We start from the raw sequence: 22836 nt of genomic DNA on the forward strand, positions 1-22836 counted from the left end.
CCCGTCAGGCCGCCACGACGTGGTTCGCCCTCGACTGGACCACCAGCCGCTGCGCACCCAGCGACACCGCGAGGTACAGCAGGATCGAAGCACTGCCCAGACCCTTGGCCGGGCTGTTCGCGTCGATCACGAAGTCCAGTCCGATGTGGATGGCAATGGCGACCACCCACAGGACCACGGTGAGCCACGTGCCCTGGCGCCAGAGCTGGCCGTCGGCGCGCCACAGCCGCACGGTGTAGGCGCGGACGAGACCGAAGAGCGCCGCGACGACCAGGCTGCTGATGAGCAGGAGCACCGCGGGCGTGCCCGGAGCGCCGCCCTTGAAGAAGGACGCGAGGGACACCACGCCGAGCACGGCGAGGATCAGCAGGACGGTTGGTTTGCGGTCTTCGCGCACGAGGCGTTTCTGCGTCTGTCGCCAACACAGCCACGCCAGCACGACGAGTCCGATGAGGATGTTGACGGTGTTGCTCACGGTGGTCCCCTCCAGGCAGCACTCAAGGTGAGCACCAGCTTGGCGGGCGGTGAGCCGGGAAGCGTCAAGCCCAGGGTTGATCCCGGGCCGGTTTCACGTCGCCGGGGCGGCGAAAACGGTCACAGCGACGGTTTCCGCGCCACCCCGCCGATCACGCGCGACTCCGAAGGCGCCTTCGCGAACACGGTGTTGCGGTCCGGGTGCCACGCCGGCGCGTAGACCAGGCCGGGCTCCAGCAGGGGCCACCCGCCGAAGAACCGGGAAAACTCCGCCATAGTCCGCAAAACGCCGGGGTTGGTCGTGGACTCGTAGTACTCCAGCAGGTCGGCCAGTGCCTGGCGTTCGTCGTCGTCGACGGGGTTCTCGTTGGTCATCTGGGAGAGCACCAGCAGTGAACCGGGCGCGACGCGTTCGCGGTAGTAGGACAGGATCCCGTCGGGGTCCTGGTCATCCTTGATGAAGTGCAGCACCGCGTTCACGATCAGCGCGACGGGCTCGCGCACGTCGATCACGTCCGAGTCCATCACGCGCTCCCACAGCTCTTCGGGCTGCAGCAGGTCCGCGGCGATGGCCTGGTGACGGTCTTCGTCGGCGGTGTCGGCGAGCAGGATCTGCGAGTGGGCGAGCGCGACGGGCTCGTTGTCGATGTAGAGCACGTGCACGTCGTTGTCCGGGCGCTCGGCGTCGGCGACCTCGTGGACGTTGCCGGCCGTCGGCAGGCCCGAGCCGATGTCCACGAACTGCCGGATCCCGGCGCGCGCACACTCGCGCACGGCGCGGCCCAGGAACTGCCGGCTGGTCATGCAATAGTCGCCCATGAGCGGCAGTCGCGCGCGCACCTTCTCGGCGAACTCGCGGTCGATGGCCCAGTTGGTCGTGCCGCCGATGAAGTAGTCGTAGATCCGGGCCGCGGACGGCCGGTCCAGGCTGCCTTCGACAGCGCGCAGGGCTTCGTCTCGTTCGATCATCGCCGTCCTCACCGCTCGGGTCGCGCCCATGCTAACCACGGTGGCCGGCAAGCGGATCAAGTCGTGGTGATGGCCTCCCGATAGGCGTTCACGGATTCCGTCAACTGGTCCATCGAGGTGCGCAGCCGGACGATCGTGTCGAGGTCGAAGCCCAGCGCGCGGGCGATGTGCGGCGGGATCCGCTCGGCCTGCTCGCGCAGCGCCTGGCCTTGGTCGGTGAGCGTGATCCGCACGGAACGCTCGTCGTCGGCCTGGCGCTCGCGCGTGACGAGGCCGGCCTTTTCCAGGCGCTTCAACAGCGGCGACAACGTGCCCGAGTCGAGGTTCAGCGCGGCGCCGAGCTCCTTGACCTGCTGCGCGTCGTGCTCCCACAGCGCCAGCATCACGAGGTACTGCGGGTACGTGAGGTCGAGCGGTTCGAGCAGCGTCCGGTAGAGCGACGTGACCGCGCGCGACGCCGAGTAGAGCCCGAAGCAGAGCTGGTCGTCGAGCAGGAGCGAGCCCGTCTCGCCGAGGTCGTGGCTTGTCATCGGTACCTCCTCGACAGCGTCTAACGCTCGATGATCCCCGAGATGTGCCCGATTGAGCAACTCAAGTGCCGTAGATCTCATTGGCCTCAGTTTAGTTGTGCGCAACTGAGTTGCGTACTAACTTCGTGGGAGTCGACAACGGACGCCGCCCCTGGAGGAGACCCGAGATGACCACCCCGAACCCGCAGAACCTCGCCCTCGAACCCGCCGCGCAGGCGTTCTCCGAGGCCACGGCCGCGCACCCGTTCCTGTTCGAGCTCCCGCCGGCGGAAGGCCGCAAGGCCGTGGACGGCGTGCAGGACGGCCCTGTCGAGATGCCGCCCGCCGACATCGAGGTGGTCCAGGTGCCGGGCGGCCCGAACGGCGACGTCGAGGTCCGCATCGTCAAGCCCCAGGGCGCGACCGGTCCGCTGCCGATCCTCGTGTACGTCCACGGCGCCGGCTGGGTCTTCGGCGGCTTCCACACCCACGAGCGGCTGGTCCGCGAGCTCGCCGCCGGCACCGGCGCGGCCGTGGTGTTCCCCGAGTACAGCCTTTCGCCCGAGGCGCGCTACCCCGTCGCGATCGAGGAGAACTACGCGGTCGCGAAGTGGGCCGCCGAGCACGGCGCCGAGAAGGGGCTCGACACCTCGCGCGTCGCCATCGCCGGTGACTCCGTGGGCGGGAACATGACCGCCGCCCTCACGATCATGGCCAAGCAGCGCGGCGACGTGCGCTTCCTGCAGCAGGTGCTCTTCTACCCGGTCACCGACGCGAACTTCGACACCGAGTCCTACCGCCTGTTCGCCACGGGCTACTTTCTGCAGAGCGACGCCATGAAGTGGTTCTGGGACCAGTACACGACCGACGAGGCCCAGCGTGCGGAGATCACCGCGTCGCCGCTGCGCGCGTCGCTCGACGACCTCGCGGGCCTGCCGCCGGCGCTCGTGATCACCGGCGAGGCCGACGTGCTTCGTGACGAGGGCGAGGCGTATGCGGCGAAGCTGCGTCAGGCTGGCGTCGCTGTGACGGCCGCACGCTACGGCGGCGCCATCCACGACTTCGTGATGGTCAACGCGCTGCGCGAGACCGGGGCCGCCGACGCCGCGATCAAGCAAGCGATCAGCGTCCTCCGTGCCGCGTTCGGGGCCTGAAACCGCAGCTGAGACGCCCGGCGGGCTACTCTCTTGATCTTGTGACGGCGCTCACCTGATCACAACGGGGGTGGCCCGCCGAACGTTTCTTGTTCAGGGGTTTGTACAGCGGGTTCGATCTTCCGGACACGCGTCCTGGAGGAGGGGGAGTTCCCGTGCACCTGAGCAGGATCCGGCTGGACTCACCGGTCGAAGTGATCGTGATCGGCGTGCTGGCCGTGCTCGCGGTCGTGGCCGTCCCGTGGTTCTGGGACCGGTGGCGCAAGCGCACGCAGCTCGGGCGCAGCGCCACCGTGCTCACGGCCGTGGCGCTGGTCGTGGTGAGCGTTTCGCTGGTGGGCAACCTCATCGGCGGCTTCTTCCCCACGCTCGGCTCGCTGCTCGGCACCGGCGTGTACGCGGCCGAAAGCGTCGACGCCGAGGCCGGCGACAACGGCGCGGACCTCGACCGGATGCGCGACCTCGGTGTGGTGCACGCGCGCGAGGGCAAGGGGACCTCGCTGCACATGAAGGTCACGGGCCGGCGCACCGGGCTGGTGCGCGACGTCGCCGTGTACCTGCCGCCGCAGTACTTCCAGTCGGCTTATCACTCGCTGAAGTTCCTGGCGATCGAGTGGATCCCGAACTACCCGTCGGGCCCCGAGGTCGCCACGAGCGGCTACCACCTGCCCGAACAGCTCGACGCGGCGATCGCGAAGCACGTGCTGCCGCCCACCGTCGTCGTGATCCCCGACCCGACGGGCGTGCCGAAGGTCGGCCACGACACCGAGTGCGTCGACGAGGTCGGCGGCACCCCCAACGACACCTACCTCGCTGCCGACGTCCGCGAGTGGGCCATCCAGCGCCTGGGCCTCAACCCGGCGCGCGGCGCGTGGACCATCGCGGGCTGGTCCTCGGGCGGCTACTGCGCCATGAACCTCGTGACGCGCCACCCGCAGTGGTTCGCGCAGGCCGTCAGTGTCAGCGGCTACGACCGCGCTCAGGTGGACTCCGAGACCGAAGACCTCTTCCACGGCCGCCACGACATCGACGACGCCAACAACGTCCGCGTGAACGTGCGCCTGCACCCGTCCCCAGTGGACATCCTCGCCATCTCCGGCGACAAGGAGAGCTACGAGAGCTTCGCCATCGACCAGATCCGCGCCGCCGCCCAGGCCCCGGTCCGCTTCTCCTCGTGGCGGATTCCGGACGCGGGCCACAACATGAACACCTTCAAGTCGCAGCTGCCGGACGTCCTGGCGTGGATCGGCGCGCGCACCCCCGCGCCCTCCGCGGCGGGCCGGCAGGCCGACGTCAGCGGGGGCGTGCGGCCGTGGCCGCTGCCGGCGTCGGGGGCGCGTTGTCGGCGACGGACGAGTGACGGTCACTGTTTCAGCAGTGGCAAGAGGTTCTTCACCACGGACGTGATCTGCGCCGATGCGGTGTTGTAGCCGACGGACTGCGGCTGTTCGGTGAGAACCGTGACGATGAAGCGGCCGCCGGTGCCGACGACGCCGGAGGTGTGGAGCATGCGGGTCGGGCGGCAGCAGGACCAGCCTTGCTTCACGCCGAATTTGCCGGGGCCCAGGGCGTCGGGGAGGCCGAAGTACTGGCGGAAACCGTCGGCGCCGAACTCGGTGGCGCCGTGCAGGGCGGCGAGGATGATCGTGCGTTCGCCGGTGGGGGCCTTGGTGAACAGGTATTGGTAGATCTTCGTGATGTCGTTGGCCGTGATCTCCGTGTCGCCCCAGCGGCCGGGGCTGGCGGGCGGGCGCGTTTCGGTGAGGCCCATGCGCTGGACCGCGCTTTCGACGATCTCCGTCTCCCCGTTGGCGACCCAGAGGGTGCTGGCCGTCGTGTCGTCGCTGCGAGCCAGCATTTCCTTCACGACGCCGGCCGGTGTGCCGTTCTCCAGGGCGGACACGGCGATCATCAGCTTCACCAGCGAGGCTGAGGTGTAGGCACGGTCCGCGTTCACCGACAGCACGGTGGTCCCCTTCGTGCGGTCGTAGATCACGGCGCTCACGTGCCCGCGCGGGACGAGTGCCGCCAGAGCCTGCGCCTGGGTTCCCGTCTTGCCGGCCTTGGCGGCGCCGGGCGTCGACGAGCTGCGTCCCGGCGTGGTTTTGCCGGACGACGTGGGCGACGGGGTGTCCGACGGCACGGAATCGGTCGGGCTCTCCGCGCCGGCCGCGGCGATCGGCGTCGGACCGAGCGCGGTGACGACGTGCCGCGCCGGCTCCGCCACCTCGAGCACCAGCGCGACGAGTGCCCCCAGGCACAACCCCACGAGGAAGAGGATGTTCGCTTTGCGCATGACCGGACTTGTCCGGTCACCCGTTCGGTGTTGCCGAATCAGGGGCCTTGTGTGGCATTGATCTCGAAGGAGGCCGAATCCGGTGACGCTCCGGGGGCCTGCGGGCAAGCACCGGCGTTTCACTCCGGGTGAGGACGGGGTACTTCCTCCGCGTGAGTCAGCTCACCACGGGAAGGAACTGAAGTCATGGTTCATGCGCACGGAGCCCGGATCCGGGTGGAGGGTCTGCAGCCCGCGCAGGTCTTGGCCGCCCTGGTGGGCATCGCGTTCCTGGTCTACGGCGTCATCGGCTTCGCGAGAACCGGCGTCGGGGACTTCGCCGGGCACCACGAGGCCGGCTTCTGGCGGTTCTCGGGCAATCCGATGAACAACCTGGTGCACGTGGTGACCGGCGTGATCGGCCTGCTGCTCGCGTTCGGCTCGGGGCGCGCGCGCACGTTCGGCTGGCTGCTCTTCCTCGGCTACGGCGTGCTGTTCGTGTGGGGCCTGATGATCACCGGGATGGTCGCGGCCAACCCGGTCGCCGGTGCCGGTAACCCGCTGGACCTCACGGCGCCGGACAACTGGCTGCACCTCGGCATCGCCGTGCTGGGTCTGGTGATCGCGATGGCGCCCGCACGCCGCAAGGTCCGGCTGCCGGAGGAGGACGTGGAGCCCGTCACGGCGGATGGGGCTCAGACGAGCGTGATCGAGCGGGTCGAGGACGACGACCACGCCGGGTCCACCCGGGAGATCCAGCCCCGCGAGAACCACGGTCCCGGTCTGGCGCACTAGTGCCCTGAACACACCGAAGGCCCGGCACCCCGCGGTTGCCGGGCCTTCGGTGTGTTCGGGGACTGCCGCTCCTTCCGCCGCCCGTGGCCGGTTGTCCTGACGACGCGCTGTCGGGGCGCGGCGCCGGGTCTGGGGTCAGTAGCTGTACGGGTCGCTCGAAGCGCTGGTGACCGGGGCACTCGTGGTCGGCTTGGCCGGCGCGGTACGAGTGCTGGTGGTGGTGCCGGACTTGCAGCCGTTGGGCTCGATCACGAACCAGGTGCCCTTCACACCCATGCCCTTGGCCTGGCCGGGCGCGGTGTCCTTCGAATACCGGTACAGCGGCCAGCCGCCGAGCGTGGCCTGCGTGGTGCCGTCGGCGCGCTTGACGCTGCCGAGCAGCTTGGCGGCGATGCCGTCGAGCGCGACGTCGCCCTTGGTCAGCACCGGCGGCCACAGCTTGGCGCAGTCACCGTCGCAAGTGGACTTCGAGGGTTTCTTGCTGTCCTTGGTGAACAGGTAGAGCGTGAAGCCGTCCTGGTCGACCACGGCCGCGCCGACGCCGTCGACCTCGTCGGCGCTGAGCTTCACACTGTCCGAGGTGGACTTGCCGGCCTTGCTGCCCTGCGGCGTGGCCGCGAACCAGGTGCCGTTCACACCCTGGCCGGTGGCGTCGCCGGGCGTGGTGTCCTTGGCGTAGGTGTAGAGCGGCCAGCCGTTCACGGTCACCTGCTCGGTGCCGTCGTCGCGCGTCACGCTGCCGACGAGGCTCTTGTCCACGCCGTCGAGTTGCACGTCGCCCTTCGACAGCAGCGGCGGCCAGGCCTTGGCGCAGTCGTCCACGCACGCGGACTTCGGCGGTTTGGCGGTGTCCTTGTCGAAGCGGTAGAGGGTGTGGCCGTCGCCGTCAGTGAGGACCTTGCCCAGCTCACCGACGTTGGTCGCCGCGAGTTTGACGGCGGTCGCGGCCGCGGCAAGCTCGCCCTGACCCCCGGTCCCGCCGCTGGGCACCGGCGCGAGTCGAGCGGTCGTGCCCGAGCAGGCGCTGAGCAGCGTGAGCCCTGCGGCCGCCGAGACGACGATGACGCCCGTGCGGAACCTGCGAAGCATGGTACTTCTCCTTGGGTACGTGGTCGCCGCGCCAGGCGCAGCTGCCGGTACCCCCCGCGTTCCGCGAGGAACGCTTCCCACCCTCCTACACGGGGGGCGGAGCGATGCGGTTCAGCAGAAGTCGCGACTACTTTCCGTCACCCTCGAGGGCGCGATCGACCAGCCGCCCGGCCGCGCCCGTGTACTGAGCGGGGTCGAGGAGGTCGTCGAGCTTCGCGGGGTTCAGGACGTCGGTGACCTGGGGAAGCTCGGCGAGGACGGCCCTGAGCGGCCGGTTCTCGCCGACCGCCCGCTTCGACGCTTCGCCGAGCACCTCCTTCGCCCGCGCCTTGCCGAGCAACGGCGCCAGCGCGGCCGATAGCCGTTCCGACACGATCAGGCCGTGCGTGAGGCCGACGTCCTCCCGCATCCGCTCCGCGTCCACGACCAGCCCGCGGGCCAGCTCGACGGCCGTGTGCGCCGCCCCGCCCGTGAGGCGCAGGCACTCGCGCAGCAGCTGCCACTCGGCCTGCCACACGCCGGCGGACCGCTCGTCCTCGGCCAGCCCGGACTGCGTCACGCTCGCCGCGAGCACCGGCACCTGCAGCGCCGCCGAGCGGATCAGGGCCGACAGCACGGGGTTGCGCTTGTGCGGCATCGCCGACGAGCCGCCGCCCGTGGGCTCGGCGACCTCGCTGATCTCGGTGCGCGTGAGCACCTGGACGTCGACCGCGAACTTGCCCAGCGCCGTGGCGGTTTGCGCCAGCGCGGCCACGAGATCCGCGACGGGCGTGCGGTTCGCGTGCCAGGGCAACGTGGTGGTGGCCAGGCCGGTTTCCTCGGCGAACGCCTCGACGAGCCGTTCGGCGTAGTCCTCGGTGCCGTCGCCGTACTCGACGTACGCGGCCAGCGTCCCGGCCGCACCACCCAGCGACACGGGCAGCTCGAGGCGGCGCACCCGCTCGGCCGCGTCGAGCACGTACCGCCGCCAGCCCGCGGCCTTGAGCCCGAACGTCGTGGGCACGGCGTGGGCCGTGAGTGTCCGCCCGGGCATCACGGTGTCGCGGTGCGCACGAGCCAGGTCCGCGAGCGCCGCCGCGGTGGTCGCCAGGTCGTCTCGCAGCAGCTCCAGCGCGCTCCTCGCGACAATCATCAACGCGGTGTCGACGATGTCCTGGCTCGTCGACCCGCGGTGCACGTAGTCGGCGCTCTCGGCGCCCACCGCTGCCGTCAGCTCCTTGACCAACCCGACGACGGGATTGGCCGTCGCGCGCGCCGTCTTCGCCAACGTCGCCACGTCGATCTCCCGCGCCACCTCGGCGGCCTTCGCGGTGATCGCCTCCGCCGCCCCCTCCGGCACGGTCCCCAGCCGCGCCTGCGCCCTCGCCAGCGCCGCCTCGGCCGCCAGCATCGCCCCCACCACGGCGTTGTCCCCGGTCACCGCTTCGACCGGTGTCCCGGCCCGCACGGGGGACAACAACCCGGAATCAGGATCGACGCTCATGCCGCCCAGCATCGCACGCAGGGCCCGCGGCGACCGCGCTCCTGTGCGAAGCCTCGCACCGGATCAGTGGCCCACCGTGCCGTCGAGGGATTCGCGCAGCAGGTCGGCGTGGCCGTTGTGCCGGGCGTACTCCGCGATGTGGTTCACCAGCAACCACCGCAACGTGAACGGCTCGCCGGTCACCAGCGACGTCCCCCGGTCCTCCAGCGACGAAGCCGCCGCGACGATCTCCCGCGAGCGCGCGCACTCCGTGCGCCACAAGGCCATCGCCTCGTTGACGTCCCCGTCGAGGGAGTCGAAGTCCTGGTTGGGGTCGTCGTCTGAGTAGTGGAGGAGGGGGACGTCGGCGCCGGCGAATTGTTGCTGGAACCACCAGCGTTCGACGCCCGCGAGGTGGCGCAGGATGCCGTGCAGGGAGAGGCCCGACGAGGACACGGCCTTGGTCGACAGGGCGTCCTGCTCGAGGCCCGCGCACTTCACCGCGAACGTCTCGCGGTGCCAGTCGAGGAACGCGACCAGCGTGTCGCGCTCACCGGCCAGCCGGGGGATGGCCTCTCGCGTGCCTTCGGCCACGGGTGAGAAGTGCTGAGGAATCTCCATCGGCCCACGTTCTCACCCGGCACCGACAATTCCGGAGGAGCCTCCGTTATGCGCTGGGAAGCTGAGCTGCTCAGTGGACGCCCATGACTGAGGTTCCGGCCCGCGACGCCGCCGCCACCCGCCGCATCCTCGACCTCCTGGCGGCGCAGGCTTCGGGGAGGTGTCGTCAGCGTTGCCGGCTCCGGCGCTGCTCGATCTGGTCCTCGCGTTGACGTACGGCAACATCGCGCAAGCCGGGAACGCCGCCTTGTGGCCGGATTCGCAGTGGACGGCCCTGGCCACGGCGGTTTCGCGCCTGGTTGCCCGCTGAGCCGCGATGTCTCCGGCCATGCCGGAGAACCGGCGCGCTGCTCGTGCCACGCCTCGGTGGACTCGGCCCGGGCCCGGCGCGCGTCGTGGAGCAGTTCCGTGAATCCCTGGTCGAGGTGCTTAGGGCTGCCGGACGCTGAAGACCAGCGTGATCATCGCGACGGTCGCGAGGGTCCCCAGTGACGATCTGCCAGCGGTTCCGACACAGCGGAGGTCTTGTTCAAGCGCGAGGCTGCCCCGCGTCGTCGTCCGTCGTCGTCGGAGAGGTGTCGAGTTCGGCGACCGCCTGCGGGCTCAGCGGTGAGCGACCTGCCGCTGCCGCAGTACCTTCCGCAGGATCTTGCCCGCGGCGGACTTCGGGATGGCGTCCACGAACTCCACCTGCCGCACCTTCTTGTACGGCGCCACCCGCTCGGCCACGAATGCCTGCACCGCGGCCTCGTCCAGCTCCGGTGACCGCCGAACGACAAACGCCTTGGGCACCTCGCCCGCCTCGTCGTCGGGCACGCCGATCACGGCCGCGTCGGCGATGCCCGGGTGCGTCAGCAGCAGCGCCTCCAGCTCGGCCGGCGGCACCTGGAAACCCTTGTACTTGATCAGTTCCTTGAGCCGGTCGACCACGTGGAACACGCCGCCGTCGTCGACGGTCACGATGTCGCCGGTGTGCAGGTAGCCGTCGGAGTCGATGGTCGCGGCGGTGGCGGCGGCGTTGTTGAGGTAGCCGCGCATCACGTTCGGGCCGCGCACCCACAGCTCGCCGCGCTCGGCGTCCTTGCCGGTCACGGGGTCGACCACGCGCGCCTCGACGCTCGGCATCAGCAGCCCGATCGAGCCGCGGTCGACATCGGGCCGGTCGGCGGGGATGCCGTGGGTGCAGGGGCTGGTCTCGGTGAGGCCGTAGCCCTGCACGACCGTGACGTTCAGTCGCGCGGCCAGCTCCTCGGCGATGCCGGCGTCGAGCGGCGCGGCGGCGCTCATCACCAGCTCGACGCAGCCGAGGTCGTAGTCGGTGACGAACGGGACCTTCGCCAGCGCGAGCGCGATCGGCGGCGCGATGAACACGTGGTCCACGCGGTGCTCGGCCACGGCGGCGAGGAAGCCCTTGAGGTCGAACCTCGGCATGGTCACCACGGTCGCCCGGTTGAGCAGGCTGATGTTCATGATCCCGTTCATGCCGTAGATGTGGAACAGCGGCAGCACCGCGATCGCCCGCTTGCCCGGGCGCAGCTGGATCAGCGCCTGCATCTGGTTGAGGTTGGCGACGACGTTCCGGTGCGTCAGCAGCACGCCCTTCGGCAAGCCGGTGGTGCCCGACGAGTACGGCAGCACGGCGAGGTCGTCGGCCTTCGGTTCCGGCGGCACGGCGGCGGTGCCGGCGAGCAGGTCGTCGAGCGACGGCACGCCGTCGGCCGCGTCGAGCACCACGATCTCTTCGACACGTACGCCTTCTTCTTTCACGGCGGCGCGCGCGTTGCCGAGCCCGGTGGAGGTGGTGAACAGGATCCGCGCGCCCGCGTCACGTAACTGGTGCGCCAGCTCGGCGGGGGTGTTGAGCGGGTTGGCGGGCGACACCGCGGCGCCGGAGTGCAGCACGCCGTGGAACACCACGGGGTACTCGGCGCAGTTGGGCGCGGCGAGCACGGCGACGTCGCCCAGGCCGATGCCGCGCGCGGCCAGCGCGGCGGCCAGACGCTCGACGGCCGCGGCGAGCTCGCCGTAGGTCAGGCGCTTGCCCGAACCGGCGTCGATGACCGCGGGGTGCGCGGCCTCCTCGGGCGTGAGCGAGCCCAGCAGCAGGCCGGGCAGGGATCCGTCTGGGACGACGACGTCGGGGTACGTGCTGCGAATGGCCATCGCTCCTCCTGGGCAGGCCGCTGGTTCAGCGCGCGGGCTTCGGTTCCTTGGGCAGCCCGAGCAGCAGATCGCCGACGATGCCGCGCTGGATCTGCGATGAGCCGGCGTAGATCGTGCCGGCGCGAGAGTTGAGGTAGACGCTGGTCCACGACGCGGTCGAGTTCGGCGCGCCGGGATCGTCGGTGTGGTACCAGTTCGGCGACGGCCGCCCCGACGGCGTGAGCGCGTCGAGTCCGAGCACGTCGAGCGCGAGCTCCGTGACCACGCTATGGTACTCGCTCCACAGCAGCTTGAAGGCCGCAGCACGCGGCCCCGGCTCTTCGCCGTCGATCAGGTGCGCGGCCGTGCGGAGGCCGTGGCAGCGCAGCTGTTCCACCTGCACGTGGCACCACGCGACGCGCCGGCGGACGTCCGGATCGGTGTCCAGGCCGCGCTCCCGGACCAGGTCGACCAGCCGGTCGAGCTCGGCGCGGAAGCGGATCGGGGCGTGCAGCGCGGTTTCACCGCGCTCGAAGCCGAGCAAGGTCATCGCGACGGCCCAGCCGCGGTCGACGTCGCCGACCACGAGCTCTCGGTCGGTGGTGGCGTCGGTGAAAAACACCTCGTTGAAGTCGGTGCCGCCGGTGATGCTGCGGATCGGCCGGATTTCCACGCCGGGCTGGTCGAGCGGGACCAGCAGCATGCTGATCCCTTTGTGCGGCGCGGCTTCGGCGTCGGTGCGGGCGAGCACGAACATCCAGTTGGCCAGGTGTGCGCCCGAGGACCACAGCTTCTGGCCGTTGAGCCGCCACCGGTCGCCGTCGGGCTCGGCGCGCAGGGCGAGCGACGCGAGGTCGGACCCGGCGCCGGGCTCGGAGAAGCCCTGGGCGAACACGTACTCGCCGGAGACGATGCGCGGCAGGAACTGCTGGAGCAGCTCGGGTTTCGCCCAGCGGAGCATGGTGTTGCCGAGCATGCCGATGCCGAACGCGTCGTTGTCGGAGCCGAACGGGATCCCGGCTGTGGACAGCTCTTCCACCAGCACCACGAGTTCTGCGGGACTGAGGCCGGCGCCGCCGTATTCGATGGGCCACGCGGGCGCGACCCAGCCGCGCTCCGCCAGCCCCGCGCGGGCCCGGGCGCGGAACTCGGCGTAGGCGTCGCCCTCGAGGCCGCCGATGCCGCGCCAGCCGGGCGGCACGAGGGCGGCGACGAACTCGCGGACCTGCTCGCGAAAGCTTCCCACGCGGCCTCCTACCTGGGTGACAACTCCGTCCTGACCTCAACAGTTGCGTAGATAGACTCGATAGTCAATGCTTCGATGCGGGCCCGGTTCTTCGAGGAGGCGTGATGGGTTACGCGACGACGGACGAACAGCGCGAGCTCGCCGCGGCGGTGCGGCGGATGTTGGCCGACGCCGCGCGCACGGCGCCGCTGCCGCCGGCGTGGGAAGCGGTGGACGCGGGCCTCGACGGAGCCCTGTGGAAGACCTTCGCCGACGCCGGGCTGCTCGGGTTGGGCGTGCCCGAGGAGCGCGGCGGGTCCGGCGGTGGTTTGCGGGAACTGTGTGTGGTGGCCGGGGAAGTCGGGACCGCGTTGCCGCGGCTCCCGTTCGCCGCGGCGGTTTCCGCGGTGGCCGCGCTGAGTTCTGTGCACAGTGTGGACAACTTTGTGGATGGTTCGGCCGTGGCGGTGGCGGCGTGGGAGACGTTCCCCGTGTTTCCCGGGCATCGTTCGCCGTTGCGGCTGAGCGGGTCCACTGTGGACGGCGTGCTGCGGGCGGTGCCGTTCGGGCTCGACGCGGATGTGCTCGTGGCGGCGGTCGAGGGTCGGTTCGTGCGGATCGATCTGGAGGCGGCCGGCGTGCGGCGGGAGTCGGTGGGCGCGTTCGACGTGATCGAGCCGGCTGCGGTGGTGGCGCTTTCCGGGGTGCCGGTTGTCGAGCTGCCTTCGGCCGAGGTGTCGGCCCGGGTGCTCACCGTGCTCGCGGCCGAGTTGGTCGGTACGGGGCAGCGGGCGCTCGAGGGGGCGGTGGAGTACGCGAAGCAACGCCGTCAGTTCGGGCGGACGATCGGGTCGTTCCAGGCGCTCAAGCACCTGCTCGCCGACCGGTTCGTGCAGCTCGACGCAGCCCGGTTGCTGGTTGAGTGGGCCGCGTCCACCGTGGACGCCGGTGTCGAGGCCCTGCCCGCGGCGCGCACCGCCGTGGTCGCCGCGAGCGATGCCGCCGACGCCGCCACGCGCGACTCCCTCCAGGCCCACGGCGGTATCGGCTTCACCTGGGAACACCCGGCGCACGTCCACCTCAAGCACACCCGCGCGCGCCGCCAGCTCCTCGGCTCGGCGGCACGCCAGCTCGACGCGGTGGCGGAGCACGTGTTCGCCTGAAACGTGGGTGCCTTCTTGATTCGGTTCGGGTAGTTTTCCGACCCGGAAAGAGGGGGAAAATTCATGCGGATTGTCGTGATCGGTGCTGTGCTGCTCGTGGTGTTGGCGGCGTGCAGCTCCGGGCCGCAGGCGAGCGCACCCGGGCCCGAGGTGCTGGGGCCCGATGGCTTGCGCGGCCTCGCGCCGGGCGTCACCAAGGCGGCCACGGGCACCACGCTCGCGGCCGAGCCGATGTCGGGCTTCGACGGCTGCAGGTCGTACTCGTTCGCGGGCTGGCCGGCGCCCGAGCCGGGCGCGCTCGAAGCCGAGCGGCGGGCCGTTGCCAAGGCCGACGACCTGAACCGGAAGGCCCAGGACGCCGACGCGCACGTGCTGGATCCGGGGATGCACGGTTCGGCGGCTGACTACGCGAAGTCAGCCGCTCAGTCGGCCGCGGCGGCCAAGCTGAGCGCGCAAGCCGCGGCGGCCACCGTCGTCGTCACCGAGCTGCGCGAGGAGCGCGCGGCCGACCTCGCGGCGAGCGGCGGCGCCGTCTTCTCCGGTGAGAAGCTGCGGTCGGTTGTCGCTCCGCCGCAGGTCAAGACACCGGAGGGGGCCGGTGCGGGCACGGCGCTCGCCGATCTGCACCGGCTGTATGACGTGAAGGGCCTGAAGCCGACGCCCGAGGGGCATTTCGGGGTGGTCGTGCCGGGGCACCCGACGTGGACGTACGACTTCACGGCCGAAGGCGCGAAGGTCACGTACGTCGCGTTGCTGGACGCCTCCGTGAAGTGCGGCTGATGGACAGTTTTCGCTGTACTTCGGGACACGGCTGGTCGACTCGGTGGTGGCCTGCGTGATCTGATCGACTCCGGGTGAGTTCTGGAGGAGAGCACGTGACGAGGTTCGAGTTCGCCGGGTCGCATGGCACGCAGCTGGCGGCTCGACTGGAGTTGCCGGAGGGGAAGCCGAAGGCGTACGCGCTGTTCGCGCACTGCTTCACGTGCAACAAGGACGTGCTCGCGGCGACGCGGGTCGCGCGGGGGCTCACAGCGTTCGGGGTGGCTGTGCTGCGGTTCGACTTCACCGGGCTCGGCGAGTCGGAGGGCGAGTTCGCCAACACGGACTTCAGCTCGAACGTCGGCGACCTCGTCGCGGCCGCGAACCACCTGCGCGAAGAGTACGAGGCACCGCAGCTGCTGGTCGGGCACTCGCTCGGCGGGGCGGCCGTGCTGGCGGCGAGGCATGCGGTGCCCGAGGTGCGGGCCGTGGCGACGATCGCCGCGCCGGCGGATCCGCAGCACGTGGCGAAGCTGCTTGGTGACCGTCGCGAGGAGATCGAGCGGCAGGGTGAGGCCGAGGTCGTGCTGGCCGGGCGGAAGTTCCGCATCAAGAAGCAATTCCTGGAGGATATCGCGGCGCAGCCGCAGGCCGAGCGGATCCGCGGGCTGAAGGCGGCGTTGCTGGTGCTGCACTCGCCGGTCGACGCCGAGGTGAGCGTGGAGAACGCCCGCGTCATCTTCGACACCGCGCGGCACCCGAAGTCGTTCGTCGCGCTCGACGGTGCCGATCACTTGCTCACGGGCCGCGCGGACGCCGCGTTCGCCGCGGACATCCTCGCCACCTGGGCCAAGCGCTACCTCATGGTGTGAGGTTCGGACCCAAGTCCGGCTTATGACCACTCTCAGCGACGCGTGGGGTGCGGTGGGACCATCGGCGGCCCGGTGGCGGTTGGCTACGGGTATGACCAACAGCTGGCTTGCCGCCCTCGATTCGACGTCCGTGGGGCTGCGGAAGATCGTTCAGGAACTGCCTGAGGAGAAGCTCGCGCTGCCCGCGTTCGGGAGGCCCGACGGGTGGAGCGTCGCGCAGGTGCTGTCGCACCTGGGGAGTGCGGCGGAGATCTGCACGACGCTCGTGCGCCGAGGTGCGGACGGGGATCAGACGCCGCCGACCGGGGACGACGCGAAGCCGGTGTGGGCGAAGTGGGACGCGATGGCGGGGCCTGAGCAGCGGGAAGCGTGGTTCGAAGCCGATCAGACCCACCGCGACGTGCTGGCCACGGTCGGCGAGACCATCACCGTCCCGTACTTCGCCGGTCCGCTGAGCCTGAGCGAGTATGCGGGATACCGGTTGTCGGAGCAGGCGCTTCACGGCTGGGACATCGAGGTGGTCCTGGACCGAGCGGCGGCGGTGCGCGAGAGCGAGCTTTTGTGGCAGCGGATCGACCTCATCGTCAGCCGGTTCCACGACGCCGACACCCGAAAGCGGCTCGCACCGCGCACGGTCACCGTGCCGGGCGGCAGCCTGGAGATCACCGAGAGCGAACTGCACCTCACTGGAAGCAAAGCCGAAAACCCCAGCGAAGCGCAGCTCACCGGCGGCCGAGAGGCCGTCCTCCGGCTCTTCTACGGACGCAACCGCCCGGAGGACGGCCTCCAGACCACCGGCAACACCACCCTCGATGGCCTCCGTCAGCTGTTCCCTGGCTTCTGATCCAGCACGTCGCTCCATTTCGTGGCCAGCGAGCTCAAGAACGCGGGATCACTCGAAGCCACCTTCGGGAACGAAGCGAGCCGTTCGAAGGGGCGGCAGGCGTCGATGATGGCCCGGCTGTTGTAGGCGGGAGAACCGTCCACGTACAGCGGGTCGAGCTTGCTGCCCCACGTCTGCTTCATGATCTCGATGTCGCGCGAGGGGTCGCTGCGGGTGGACATGGCCCAGATGACCTCGTCCGGGTCGGCGGGGTCGACGTCGTCGTCCACGACGACCACGTAGCGGTTCATGTACGCCGCGGCGGGGCACTGGGCGGCGAGGTACGCGACCTGCCGCGCGTGTCCGGGGTAGCGCTGCTGCAGCGAAACGGCGATGAACAGCCGCCCGCCGCCCGATTCGTGCGCCCACGCCTTCACCACACCAGGCACGCCGGTGGCGGCGAGCTCGTCGTGGATCATCGCGGACTTCATCACGGTGCGCATGTACGAGTAGTCGTGCGGCGGTTTCCCGGGCGGGGCGCCGAGCAGGATCGGGTTGTCGCGGTAGTACATGCGCGTGATGTCGATGGCCAGGTTCGGCCGGCGCTTGCCGGAGTAGTACCCGGTCCACTCGCCGAACGGGCCTTCGTCCCGCTGGTGGTCCGGCCGCAGCCAGCCCTCGATGGCGATCTCGCTGCCCGCGGGGATGGGGAGGCCGGTGTCAGGGCCGAGCACGACCGGCACGCGGGAGCCGAGGACGGCGCCCGCGTACTCCAGCTCCGAAACCCCGCCCGGCACCTCCGTGCCGCCGAGCACGAGCAGCAGCGGGTCGTGTCCGAACGACACCGTGACCGGCGCCCGGCCTTCCTTTTCGAACCACGCTCGCACGTTCTGGTCGCCGTGTTTGCCCGGGACCATGGCGACGGTGACGCCGCGGCCGTCGTCCTGGACCTCCATGCGGTAGCAGCCGCCGTTGTGGACGCCGGTTTCCGGGTTGGACGTCACCACGAAGCAGCCGGTGCCGATGAAGCGGCCGCCGTCGTCCGCGTGCCAGCGGGGGACGGGGAAGTCGAGGAGGTTGACCTCGGAGCCGGGCACGGAGTTGGCCAGCAGCGGCGCGTCCGTCACCGGCAGCACGGGGAAGTCCCGCGCCGTGGCCGACCACTGGGAAGGCTTGCCGCGCAGCGCGTCCACCACGCCGACGGAGTCGAGGTCCTCGCCGAGCCGCAGGGTGCGGCCCAGCCGGCGTGGCGAACCCGTGCTGCCCGTCAACACGCGCAGGCCGCTCCCGTAACCCTTGATGTCGTCGAACAGCAACGCGGGCGGTGGGTCCATCCGGTAGCTCAGCTCGGCGATGCCGCCCAGCTCGAGGTCCCAGTCGGCGCCCTTCACGTCGCGCAGCTCCCCGTAGCCCGCGATGGCGTCGAGATGGGTGCGGAGGCTGAGGAGGGGTTCGTCCGTCACTGCGTGCCGCCGAAGAACGAGGCCAGCGAGGGCCACAGGTCCGGTCGCTCCAGGAGGCTGAGGTGCCGGGTCTTCTCCAGGACGCGCAGCTCGGCGTTGGCGATGCCCGCGGCCAGTGCCTCGGACATCGCGGGCGGAGTCGCGTAGTCCTCCTCACCGACGACCACGAGCGTCGGAGCCGTCACGTCACCGAGGCGGGTGCGTGCGTCCAGGCCGCCGAGTGCGCGGCAGGCCGCGCCGTGGGCGGCCGAGTCGGTCTTGAGGAAGATCTCGCAGACGCGCTCGACCTCGTCCGGGTGGCCGGTGCGGAACGGCTCGGCGAACCACCGGTCACGCTGGAAGTCGAGCTGCTTGTCCCGGGGCACCGTCGTCGCCCGCTCGGCTCGCTCCGCCCAGACGGGCACCGCGTCGTCGCCGTAGTAAGCCGTGCCGTCGGCGAGGACCAGCCGGTGCACCAGCTCCGGCCGGGTCGCCGCGAGGGCCAGCGCGGTGCTGGCGCCCATGGACAGGCCCACGACGTCGGCGGGGCCGGCGTCCGCGGCAGCGAGCACCGCCGCCGCGTCCGCCGCCATGTCGTCCACGGTGAAGTCGGCACCATCCCAAGTGGACTCACCGTGGCCCCGTGCGTCCAGCGCCAGGACCTGAGCCTTGTCCTCGAAGAACCGCGCCACCGGGTCCCAGACCGCTCCGGACAGCGCGAGCGGGTGCAGGAGCAGCAGCGGCCGGCCGGCCGAGCCCGTCCGGTGGACGTGCAGCATGCCCTGCGGGGTTTCGACGTTCACGCGGTGGCCCTCTCGTTCCTGGCGGCCCGGCGCGCGGCCGCGGCCTTGATCGCGGCGTGGATCTCGGAGTACGTGCCGCAGCGGCAGATGTTGCCCTCCAAGTGCTCCACGACCTCTTCGTCGGTCGGTTGCGGGTTCTCGCCCAGCAGCTCGTGGGCCATCATCACGAACCCGGGAATGCAGTAGCCGCACTGCATCGCTCGGTTGGCGACGAACTCGTCCACCACCTCGTCGTCGGCCGGCAGGCCGTCGGCGGTGGTGATCTCCGCACCGTCGAAGCGCGCGGCCCGCGAGAGACACGTCGACACGCTCTTGCCGCCGACCAGTGCCGTGCAGGCGCCGCACGCGCCGACGCCGCAGCCTTCGCGCACGCTCGTGGCGCCGAACTCGCGGCGCAGCACGTCGAGCAGCAGCTCGTCGTCGGCCACGCCCAGCTTGCGGCGCAGGCCGTTGACCTTCAGCTCGATCTCCCTCACGACTGTTCCTCCAGCGCGGTCAGAATGCGTTCCGGCGTCAGCGGCAGCTGCGTGATGCGCACGCCGGTCGCGTCGCGCACGGCGTTGGCGATGGCCGGCGCGAGCGGGATGATGGTGGTCTCGCCGACGCCCTTGGCGCCGAACGGGCCCGTCCGATGTGGACTCTCGATGATGATCGGCGTGAGCTTGTCCGGCATGTCCTTGATGGACGGCAGCTGGTAGTCCAGCAGCGTGCCGTTCAAGATCTGGCCCTCGTCGAACACCATCTGGTCGAACAGCGCGTGCCCGATGCCCATGATCGCCGCGCCGGAAAGCTGCTGCTCCACCATCGCGGGGTTGATCGCGTGGCCCACGTCGCCGGCCACGGCCAGGTGTTCGATGTGCACGCGCCCGGTAGCCGTGTCCACGGTGAGCTGCACCGCGGCCGCACCGGCGAACCAGTGCTCGGTGACCTGCGGCGACAGGCCGTTCTCGTGGTCGTACGGCTGCCACGACGTGGTGAAGTTCGCCTCCGCCGTCAGCGTCGTGCCGCGCGCCCCGAAGTGCCCGTGCAGCAGCTCCGACACGGAGACGGTCTCCTGTGTCTGCGCGCTGACGAGACCGTCGGACGTGAGCTTGATGTCCGTCGCCGCCACGCCGAAGCGCTCCGCCGCGAGCTCCACGAGCTTGTCGCGCATGTTCTCCGCGGCCAGGCGCACGGCGTTGCCGGTGTGGTAGGTCGAGCGGCTGCCGGCGGTGATCGTGTCGTAGGGCGTCACGTCGGTGTCGGCCTGGACCACGCGCACGTCGCCCTCGCCGAGGCACAGCACCTCGGCCGCGATCTGCGCCATGATCGTGTCGCTGCCCTGGCCCATGTCGATGGTGCTGATCAGCAGCGACGCCGAACCGTCCTGGTTGAGCTGCACCACGGCGTTGGAGATCGTGGGCGTGAGCACGGCCTTCACGCCGACCGCGACGCCGCGGCCGCGCACCAGCGTGCCCTCCTGCTTCACGAACGGCGTGCCCCACCCGATCGCCTCGGTCACGGCGTCGAGGCTGCCGAGGAAGTCGGCGCTGTGCATCGGTGTGCCGACCGGTGCGACGTCGCCTTCGCGCAGCATGTTGCGGCGGCGGAACTCCACCGGGTCCTCGCCGAGCTGCCGCGCGAGCTCGTCGGCCAGCGACTCGTGCGCCCACGTCACCTGCGGCACGCCGAACCCGCGGAACGGCCCGGCCGACGGCTTGTTCGTGTACACACACCGGGAGCGCACGCGCACGTTTTCGATCTTGTACGGACCCGGCGCGACGAGGCCCGACTTCGCGGTGATGCGCGGGCCGACGTCGGCGTACGCGCCGGTGTCGTAGCGGACGTCCGAAGTGGACGCCACGATCATGCCGTTCTCGTCCGCCGTCATGCTGCCCGCCACCGCGCAACCGTGGCGGGTGGTGAGGAGGAACGCCTCTTCGCGGGTCGCCGTGATCTTCACGGCCATCTTCTGCGTCCACGCCAGCGCCGCCACCAGCGGTTCCAGCCGGTCGTACATCTTCGCGCCGAAGCTCCCGCCCAGGGGCGCGGTGCGCACGCGGACGCGGTTCAGCGGCAGGTCCAGCAGGTCGGCCAGCGACTGCCGCACGTACGACGGCGTCTGTGTGGTGGCCAGCAGCTCCAGCCGCTCGCCCTCGCACCACGCGGCCGCGTACGGCAGCTCGATCGGCACGTGGTGCGTCGGCGGGCACCAGAAGTCGTACGACACGGTGGTGCCGCTGACGCTCGACGGGTCGCCCTTGCGCAGGTTGTACTCGTAGTTCACGTTCGTGTCGCGCTTGCCGCGCAGGTGCTTCAGGTCGCCGAAGACGATCGACGGCCGCAGCTCGTCGTGGACGAACGGCGCTCCCTGCACGGCCTTGTCGACGTCATGCACCGGCTCGAGCTCGTCGTAGGAGACCTCGATCAGCTCGGCCGCCTCCCGCGCCTGCTTGGCGCCGTGGGCGATCACCGCGACGATCGGTTCGCCGACGTAGCGCACCTTGCCGTAGGCGAGGCACGGCTGGTCGGAGAACGCCGGGCCGGTCATGAGCCGGTCACCGAACTCCGCGTACAGGTCCGCGCCGGTCACCACGGCGACCACGCCCTCGGCCGCGAGCGCGCGGCTCGTGTCGATGGCGGTGATCTTCGCGTGCGGGCGGGTGCTGCGGTGCAGGGCGACGTCGAGGCACGGCCGCACCGGCTGGTCGGCCGCATAGCGCAGCTCGCCGCGGACCTTGGCCCGGCCGTCGACGCGCGCCCAGCGCTCACCGACGGCGGCGACCGAAGATCGAGACTCGACGGTGGTCATCGCTGCCCCCCTTCCAGGAGTTGCGGACGGCTTCTTCGACGGCCACGAGGCCGAGGCGCCGCTTGTAGTCGGAACTCCCGCGCACGTCGGGAATCGGGTCGAGCAGGGGTGTCGCGGCTTCCTTCGCGGCGCCGACGACGTCGTCCACGGAGGTATCGGCCGACGCTTCGAACTGCAGGAACACCGGCACGTGGCTCAACGCGCCGAGGCCGAGCCGGACGTCGCGCTTGCCACGAGAGCGCTCCACCACGAGCGCCGCCGCCGAAGCCGCGGGCCAGTCGTTGGCCGCGAGGCTGGAGAGCTTCGCGAAGTGCGCGCCCGCGGACTCGGGCTGGCTGGGGATCTCGATCGCCGACACGAGCTCGCCGTGCTCCAGCGCGGTCTGCTGGAAGTCGACGAAGAACTCGCGCGCCGGCACCTTGCGCGAACCGCGGCGCGAGGTGAGCTCCACGGTCGCGTCGAGCACCATCAACGCCGTCGGCGGGTCGAGCCGGTAGTCGCCGTGGGCGATGTTGCCGCCGACGCTCGCGGTGTTGCGCACACGCGGGTTGGCCACGCGGCTGTAGACCTCGGCCGCGAGCGGGGCGACCCGGCGGACGATCGGACTGGTTTCCATGCGCCGCAACGTGACCAGTGGGCCGACCCGCAGCCCCTTCGACGTCTCGGTGATCTCGTCCAGGCCCGGCACGCCGCCGATGTCGACCAGGTCCGTGGCGAACAGCACACCCTGCTTGAGCAGGATCTGCACGGCCGTGCCGCCGCCGTAGACCATCGTGTCCTCACCGTCGTCGAGGAGCGCGCAGGTCTCGTCGAGCGTGGTGGGGTAGTGGTAGGCGGTCATTTCTTGCCGCCGAACAGCTTCGCGAGCAGGCGGCGCCACCACGATTCCTTCGCGGGCGCGGCGGCACCGGCCGGCGTCTCGGAGACCCGCTTCTTGGGGCCTTCCCGCTTGGCGATCACGCTCGCAAGCCCGGGGTTGTCCGGTCCGGGCGGGCCCGCGGCGCAGATCTCGGCGAACGCGGCCACGAACTCCCGCTCCACCTCCTGCGAGCGACGCCGGACGATCGACTCGCCCATGCGCCCGATCTTGCCCCAGATCGCGACGTCGAGGCTGTACTCCACTTTGGACGAAGACTCGCCGTCGGGCTGCACGCCCAGCCGGGCGTCGATCTTGATCGAGCTGCCGAGCTTGTGGTCCTCGCCCTTCAGGAGGGCCTTGACCTCCTCGGGCTCGGTCAGCTCCGTGATCTCGGCGGAGAACCCGGCGCTGAACTTCACGTGCGCGATCTCGTTGACCAGCTTGCCGCGGTAATGCGTGCTGTCCGAACGGACGAGCTCCGCGGCGCCGGGGATGGCGACCCGCATCGTGTCCGGGTCGAGGAAATGGGCGAAAACGCGTTTGTGGTCCGCGGGGACGACAAAGGAGGATCCTAGCTTCATATGACCACCATAGAGGACTTAGTGTCTG

23 protein-coding genes are annotated in these 22836 nt (G+C 70.6%); 8 read left to right on the top strand and 15 right to left on the bottom strand.

The window, feature by feature from the left end; translation table 11 throughout:
* Positions 1–4: 4 nt before the first annotated feature.
* From AB0F91_RS28335 to AB0F91_RS28345, 3 genes are all read right to left on the bottom strand, one after another.
* Entirely contained in the window at positions 5–475 is a 471-nt protein-coding gene (locus AB0F91_RS28335; protein ID WP_360602204.1) for a hypothetical protein, read from the bottom strand.
* Between the two features lie 119 nt (positions 476–594).
* Positions 595–1443, bottom strand: coding sequence for an SAM-dependent methyltransferase (locus AB0F91_RS28340; RefSeq protein WP_360602206.1), 849 nt, complete (start codon positions 1441–1443; stop codon positions 595–597).
* Positions 1444–1499: 56 nt separating this feature from the next.
* Entirely contained in the window at positions 1500–1973 is a 474-nt protein-coding gene (locus AB0F91_RS28345) for a MarR family transcriptional regulator (protein WP_360602208.1), read from the bottom strand.
* Between the two features lie 167 nt (positions 1974–2140).
* Here AB0F91_RS28345 and AB0F91_RS28350 point away from each other — a divergent pair, with 167 nt between their 5' ends.
* Together AB0F91_RS28350 and AB0F91_RS28355 are read left to right on the top strand one after the other, a co-directional pair.
* Positions 2141–3106 (top strand): alpha/beta hydrolase, encoded by a 966-nt coding sequence (locus AB0F91_RS28350; protein ID WP_360602210.1) that lies wholly within the window; start codon positions 2141–2143, stop codon positions 3104–3106.
* A gap of 155 nt (positions 3107–3261) precedes the next feature.
* Positions 3262–4536 carry an alpha/beta hydrolase-fold protein gene (locus tag AB0F91_RS28355; protein WP_360602212.1) on the top strand — a complete coding sequence of 425 codons (1275 nt, stop codon included), beginning with the start codon at positions 3262–3264 and terminating at the stop codon, positions 4534–4536.
* Here AB0F91_RS28355 and AB0F91_RS28360 read toward each other — a convergent pair.
* Positions 4470–5402 (bottom strand): hypothetical protein, encoded by a 933-nt coding sequence (locus tag AB0F91_RS28360; protein WP_360602214.1) that lies wholly within the window; start codon positions 5400–5402, stop codon positions 4470–4472. The two genes, AB0F91_RS28355 and AB0F91_RS28360, sit on opposite strands and share 67 nt — an antisense overlap.
* 186 nt (positions 5403–5588) lie before the next feature.
* On the opposite strand from AB0F91_RS28360, the gene AB0F91_RS28365 reads away from it, so the two are divergent.
* Entirely contained in the window at positions 5589–6176 is a 588-nt protein-coding gene (locus AB0F91_RS28365; protein ID WP_360602216.1) for a DUF4383 domain-containing protein, read from the top strand.
* Positions 6177–6311: 135 nt separating this feature from the next.
* Here the strand turns inward: AB0F91_RS28365 and AB0F91_RS28370 are convergent, their stop codons facing one another.
* The 3 genes from AB0F91_RS28370 to AB0F91_RS28380 all read right to left on the bottom strand — a co-directional run bounded on the left by AB0F91_RS28370 (position 6312) and on the right by AB0F91_RS28380 (position 9348).
* The gene (locus tag AB0F91_RS28370) at positions 6312–7265 is read right to left on the bottom strand and encodes an SCO0930 family lipoprotein (protein WP_360602218.1); all 954 of its coding nucleotides are present in this window, start codon (positions 7263–7265) and stop codon (positions 6312–6314) included.
* 127 nt (positions 7266–7392) lie between these two features.
* Positions 7393–8748, bottom strand: coding sequence for a 3-carboxy-cis,cis-muconate cycloisomerase (pcaB, locus tag AB0F91_RS28375; protein ID WP_360602220.1), 1356 nt, complete (start codon positions 8746–8748; stop codon positions 7393–7395).
* Between the two features lie 63 nt (positions 8749–8811).
* A complete protein-coding gene (locus tag AB0F91_RS28380) occupies positions 8812–9348 on the bottom strand; it encodes a DinB family protein (RefSeq protein ID WP_360602222.1) in 537 nt (178 codons plus the stop codon).
* 160 nt (positions 9349–9508) lie between these two features.
* On the opposite strand from AB0F91_RS28380, the gene AB0F91_RS28385 reads away from it, so the two are divergent.
* The gene (locus tag AB0F91_RS28385; protein WP_360602224.1) at positions 9509–9658 is read left to right on the top strand and encodes a hypothetical protein; all 150 of its coding nucleotides are present in this window, start codon (positions 9509–9511) and stop codon (positions 9656–9658) included.
* Positions 9659–9951: 293 nt separating this feature from the next.
* On the opposite strand, the gene AB0F91_RS28390 is transcribed toward AB0F91_RS28385, so the two are convergent.
* Together AB0F91_RS28390 and AB0F91_RS28395 are read right to left on the bottom strand one after the other, a co-directional pair.
* Positions 9952–11511 (bottom strand): AMP-binding protein, encoded by a 1560-nt coding sequence (locus AB0F91_RS28390; protein ID WP_360602226.1) that lies wholly within the window; start codon positions 11509–11511, stop codon positions 9952–9954.
* Positions 11512–11536: 25 nt separating this feature from the next.
* A complete protein-coding gene (locus tag AB0F91_RS28395; protein ID WP_360602228.1) occupies positions 11537–12736 on the bottom strand; it encodes an acyl-CoA dehydrogenase family protein in 1200 nt (399 codons plus the stop codon).
* 104 nt (positions 12737–12840) lie between these two features.
* Here AB0F91_RS28395 and AB0F91_RS28400 point away from each other — a divergent pair, with 104 nt between their 5' ends.
* The 4 genes from AB0F91_RS28400 to AB0F91_RS28415 all read left to right on the top strand — a co-directional run bounded on the left by AB0F91_RS28400 (position 12841) and on the right by AB0F91_RS28415 (position 16353).
* Positions 12841–13878, top strand: a complete 1038-nt coding sequence (locus AB0F91_RS28400) for an acyl-CoA dehydrogenase family protein (RefSeq protein WP_360602230.1) — start codon at positions 12841–12843, stop codon at positions 13876–13878.
* Between the two features lie 63 nt (positions 13879–13941).
* Positions 13942–14658: a hypothetical protein gene (locus AB0F91_RS28405; protein ID WP_360602232.1), complete on the top strand. Its 717-nt coding sequence runs from the start codon at positions 13942–13944 to the stop codon at positions 14656–14658.
* A 95-nt stretch (positions 14659–14753) separates the two neighbouring features.
* Positions 14754–15509 (top strand): alpha/beta fold hydrolase, encoded by a 756-nt coding sequence (locus AB0F91_RS28410; protein WP_360602234.1) that lies wholly within the window; start codon positions 14754–14756, stop codon positions 15507–15509.
* Positions 15510–15600: 91 nt separating this feature from the next.
* A complete protein-coding gene (locus tag AB0F91_RS28415; RefSeq protein WP_360602236.1) occupies positions 15601–16353 on the top strand; it encodes a maleylpyruvate isomerase N-terminal domain-containing protein in 753 nt (250 codons plus the stop codon).
* Here the strand turns inward: AB0F91_RS28415 and AB0F91_RS28420 are convergent.
* Genes AB0F91_RS28420 through AB0F91_RS28445 form a run of 6 tightly spaced genes read right to left on the bottom strand, consistent with a single transcriptional unit; the run spans position 16332 to position 22808 of the window.
* The gene (locus tag AB0F91_RS28420) at positions 16332–17795 is read right to left on the bottom strand and encodes a UbiD family decarboxylase (RefSeq protein WP_360602238.1); all 1464 of its coding nucleotides are present in this window, start codon (positions 17793–17795) and stop codon (positions 16332–16334) included. The genes AB0F91_RS28415 and AB0F91_RS28420 overlap by 22 nt on opposite strands.
* Complete coding sequence (locus tag AB0F91_RS28425) at positions 17792–18577, bottom strand: alpha/beta fold hydrolase (protein ID WP_360602240.1); 786 nt, start codon at positions 18575–18577, stop codon at positions 17792–17794. Before AB0F91_RS28425 ends, AB0F91_RS28420 begins: the two co-directional genes overlap by 4 nt.
* Positions 18574–19053: a (2Fe-2S)-binding protein gene (locus AB0F91_RS28430; RefSeq protein ID WP_360602242.1), complete on the bottom strand. Its 480-nt coding sequence runs from the start codon at positions 19051–19053 to the stop codon at positions 18574–18576. The genes AB0F91_RS28425 and AB0F91_RS28430 overlap by 4 nt, the downstream gene beginning before the upstream one ends.
* Positions 19050–21368: a xanthine dehydrogenase family protein molybdopterin-binding subunit gene (locus AB0F91_RS28435; RefSeq protein WP_360602244.1), complete on the bottom strand. Its 2319-nt coding sequence runs from the start codon at positions 21366–21368 to the stop codon at positions 19050–19052. The genes AB0F91_RS28430 and AB0F91_RS28435 overlap by 4 nt, the downstream gene beginning before the upstream one ends.
* Positions 21325–22209, bottom strand: coding sequence for an FAD binding domain-containing protein (locus AB0F91_RS28440; protein ID WP_360602246.1), 885 nt, complete (start codon positions 22207–22209; stop codon positions 21325–21327). The genes AB0F91_RS28435 and AB0F91_RS28440 overlap by 44 nt, the downstream gene beginning before the upstream one ends.
* Positions 22206–22808, bottom strand: a complete 603-nt coding sequence (locus AB0F91_RS28445) for an SRPBCC domain-containing protein (RefSeq protein WP_360602248.1) — start codon at positions 22806–22808, stop codon at positions 22206–22208. The genes AB0F91_RS28440 and AB0F91_RS28445 overlap by 4 nt, the downstream gene beginning before the upstream one ends.
* Positions 22809–22836: the final 28 nt, after the last annotated feature.

It is taken from the genome of Amycolatopsis sp. NPDC023774 (assembly GCF_040639695.1).
Taxonomy (GTDB): domain Bacteria; phylum Actinomycetota; class Actinomycetes; order Mycobacteriales; family Pseudonocardiaceae; genus Amycolatopsis.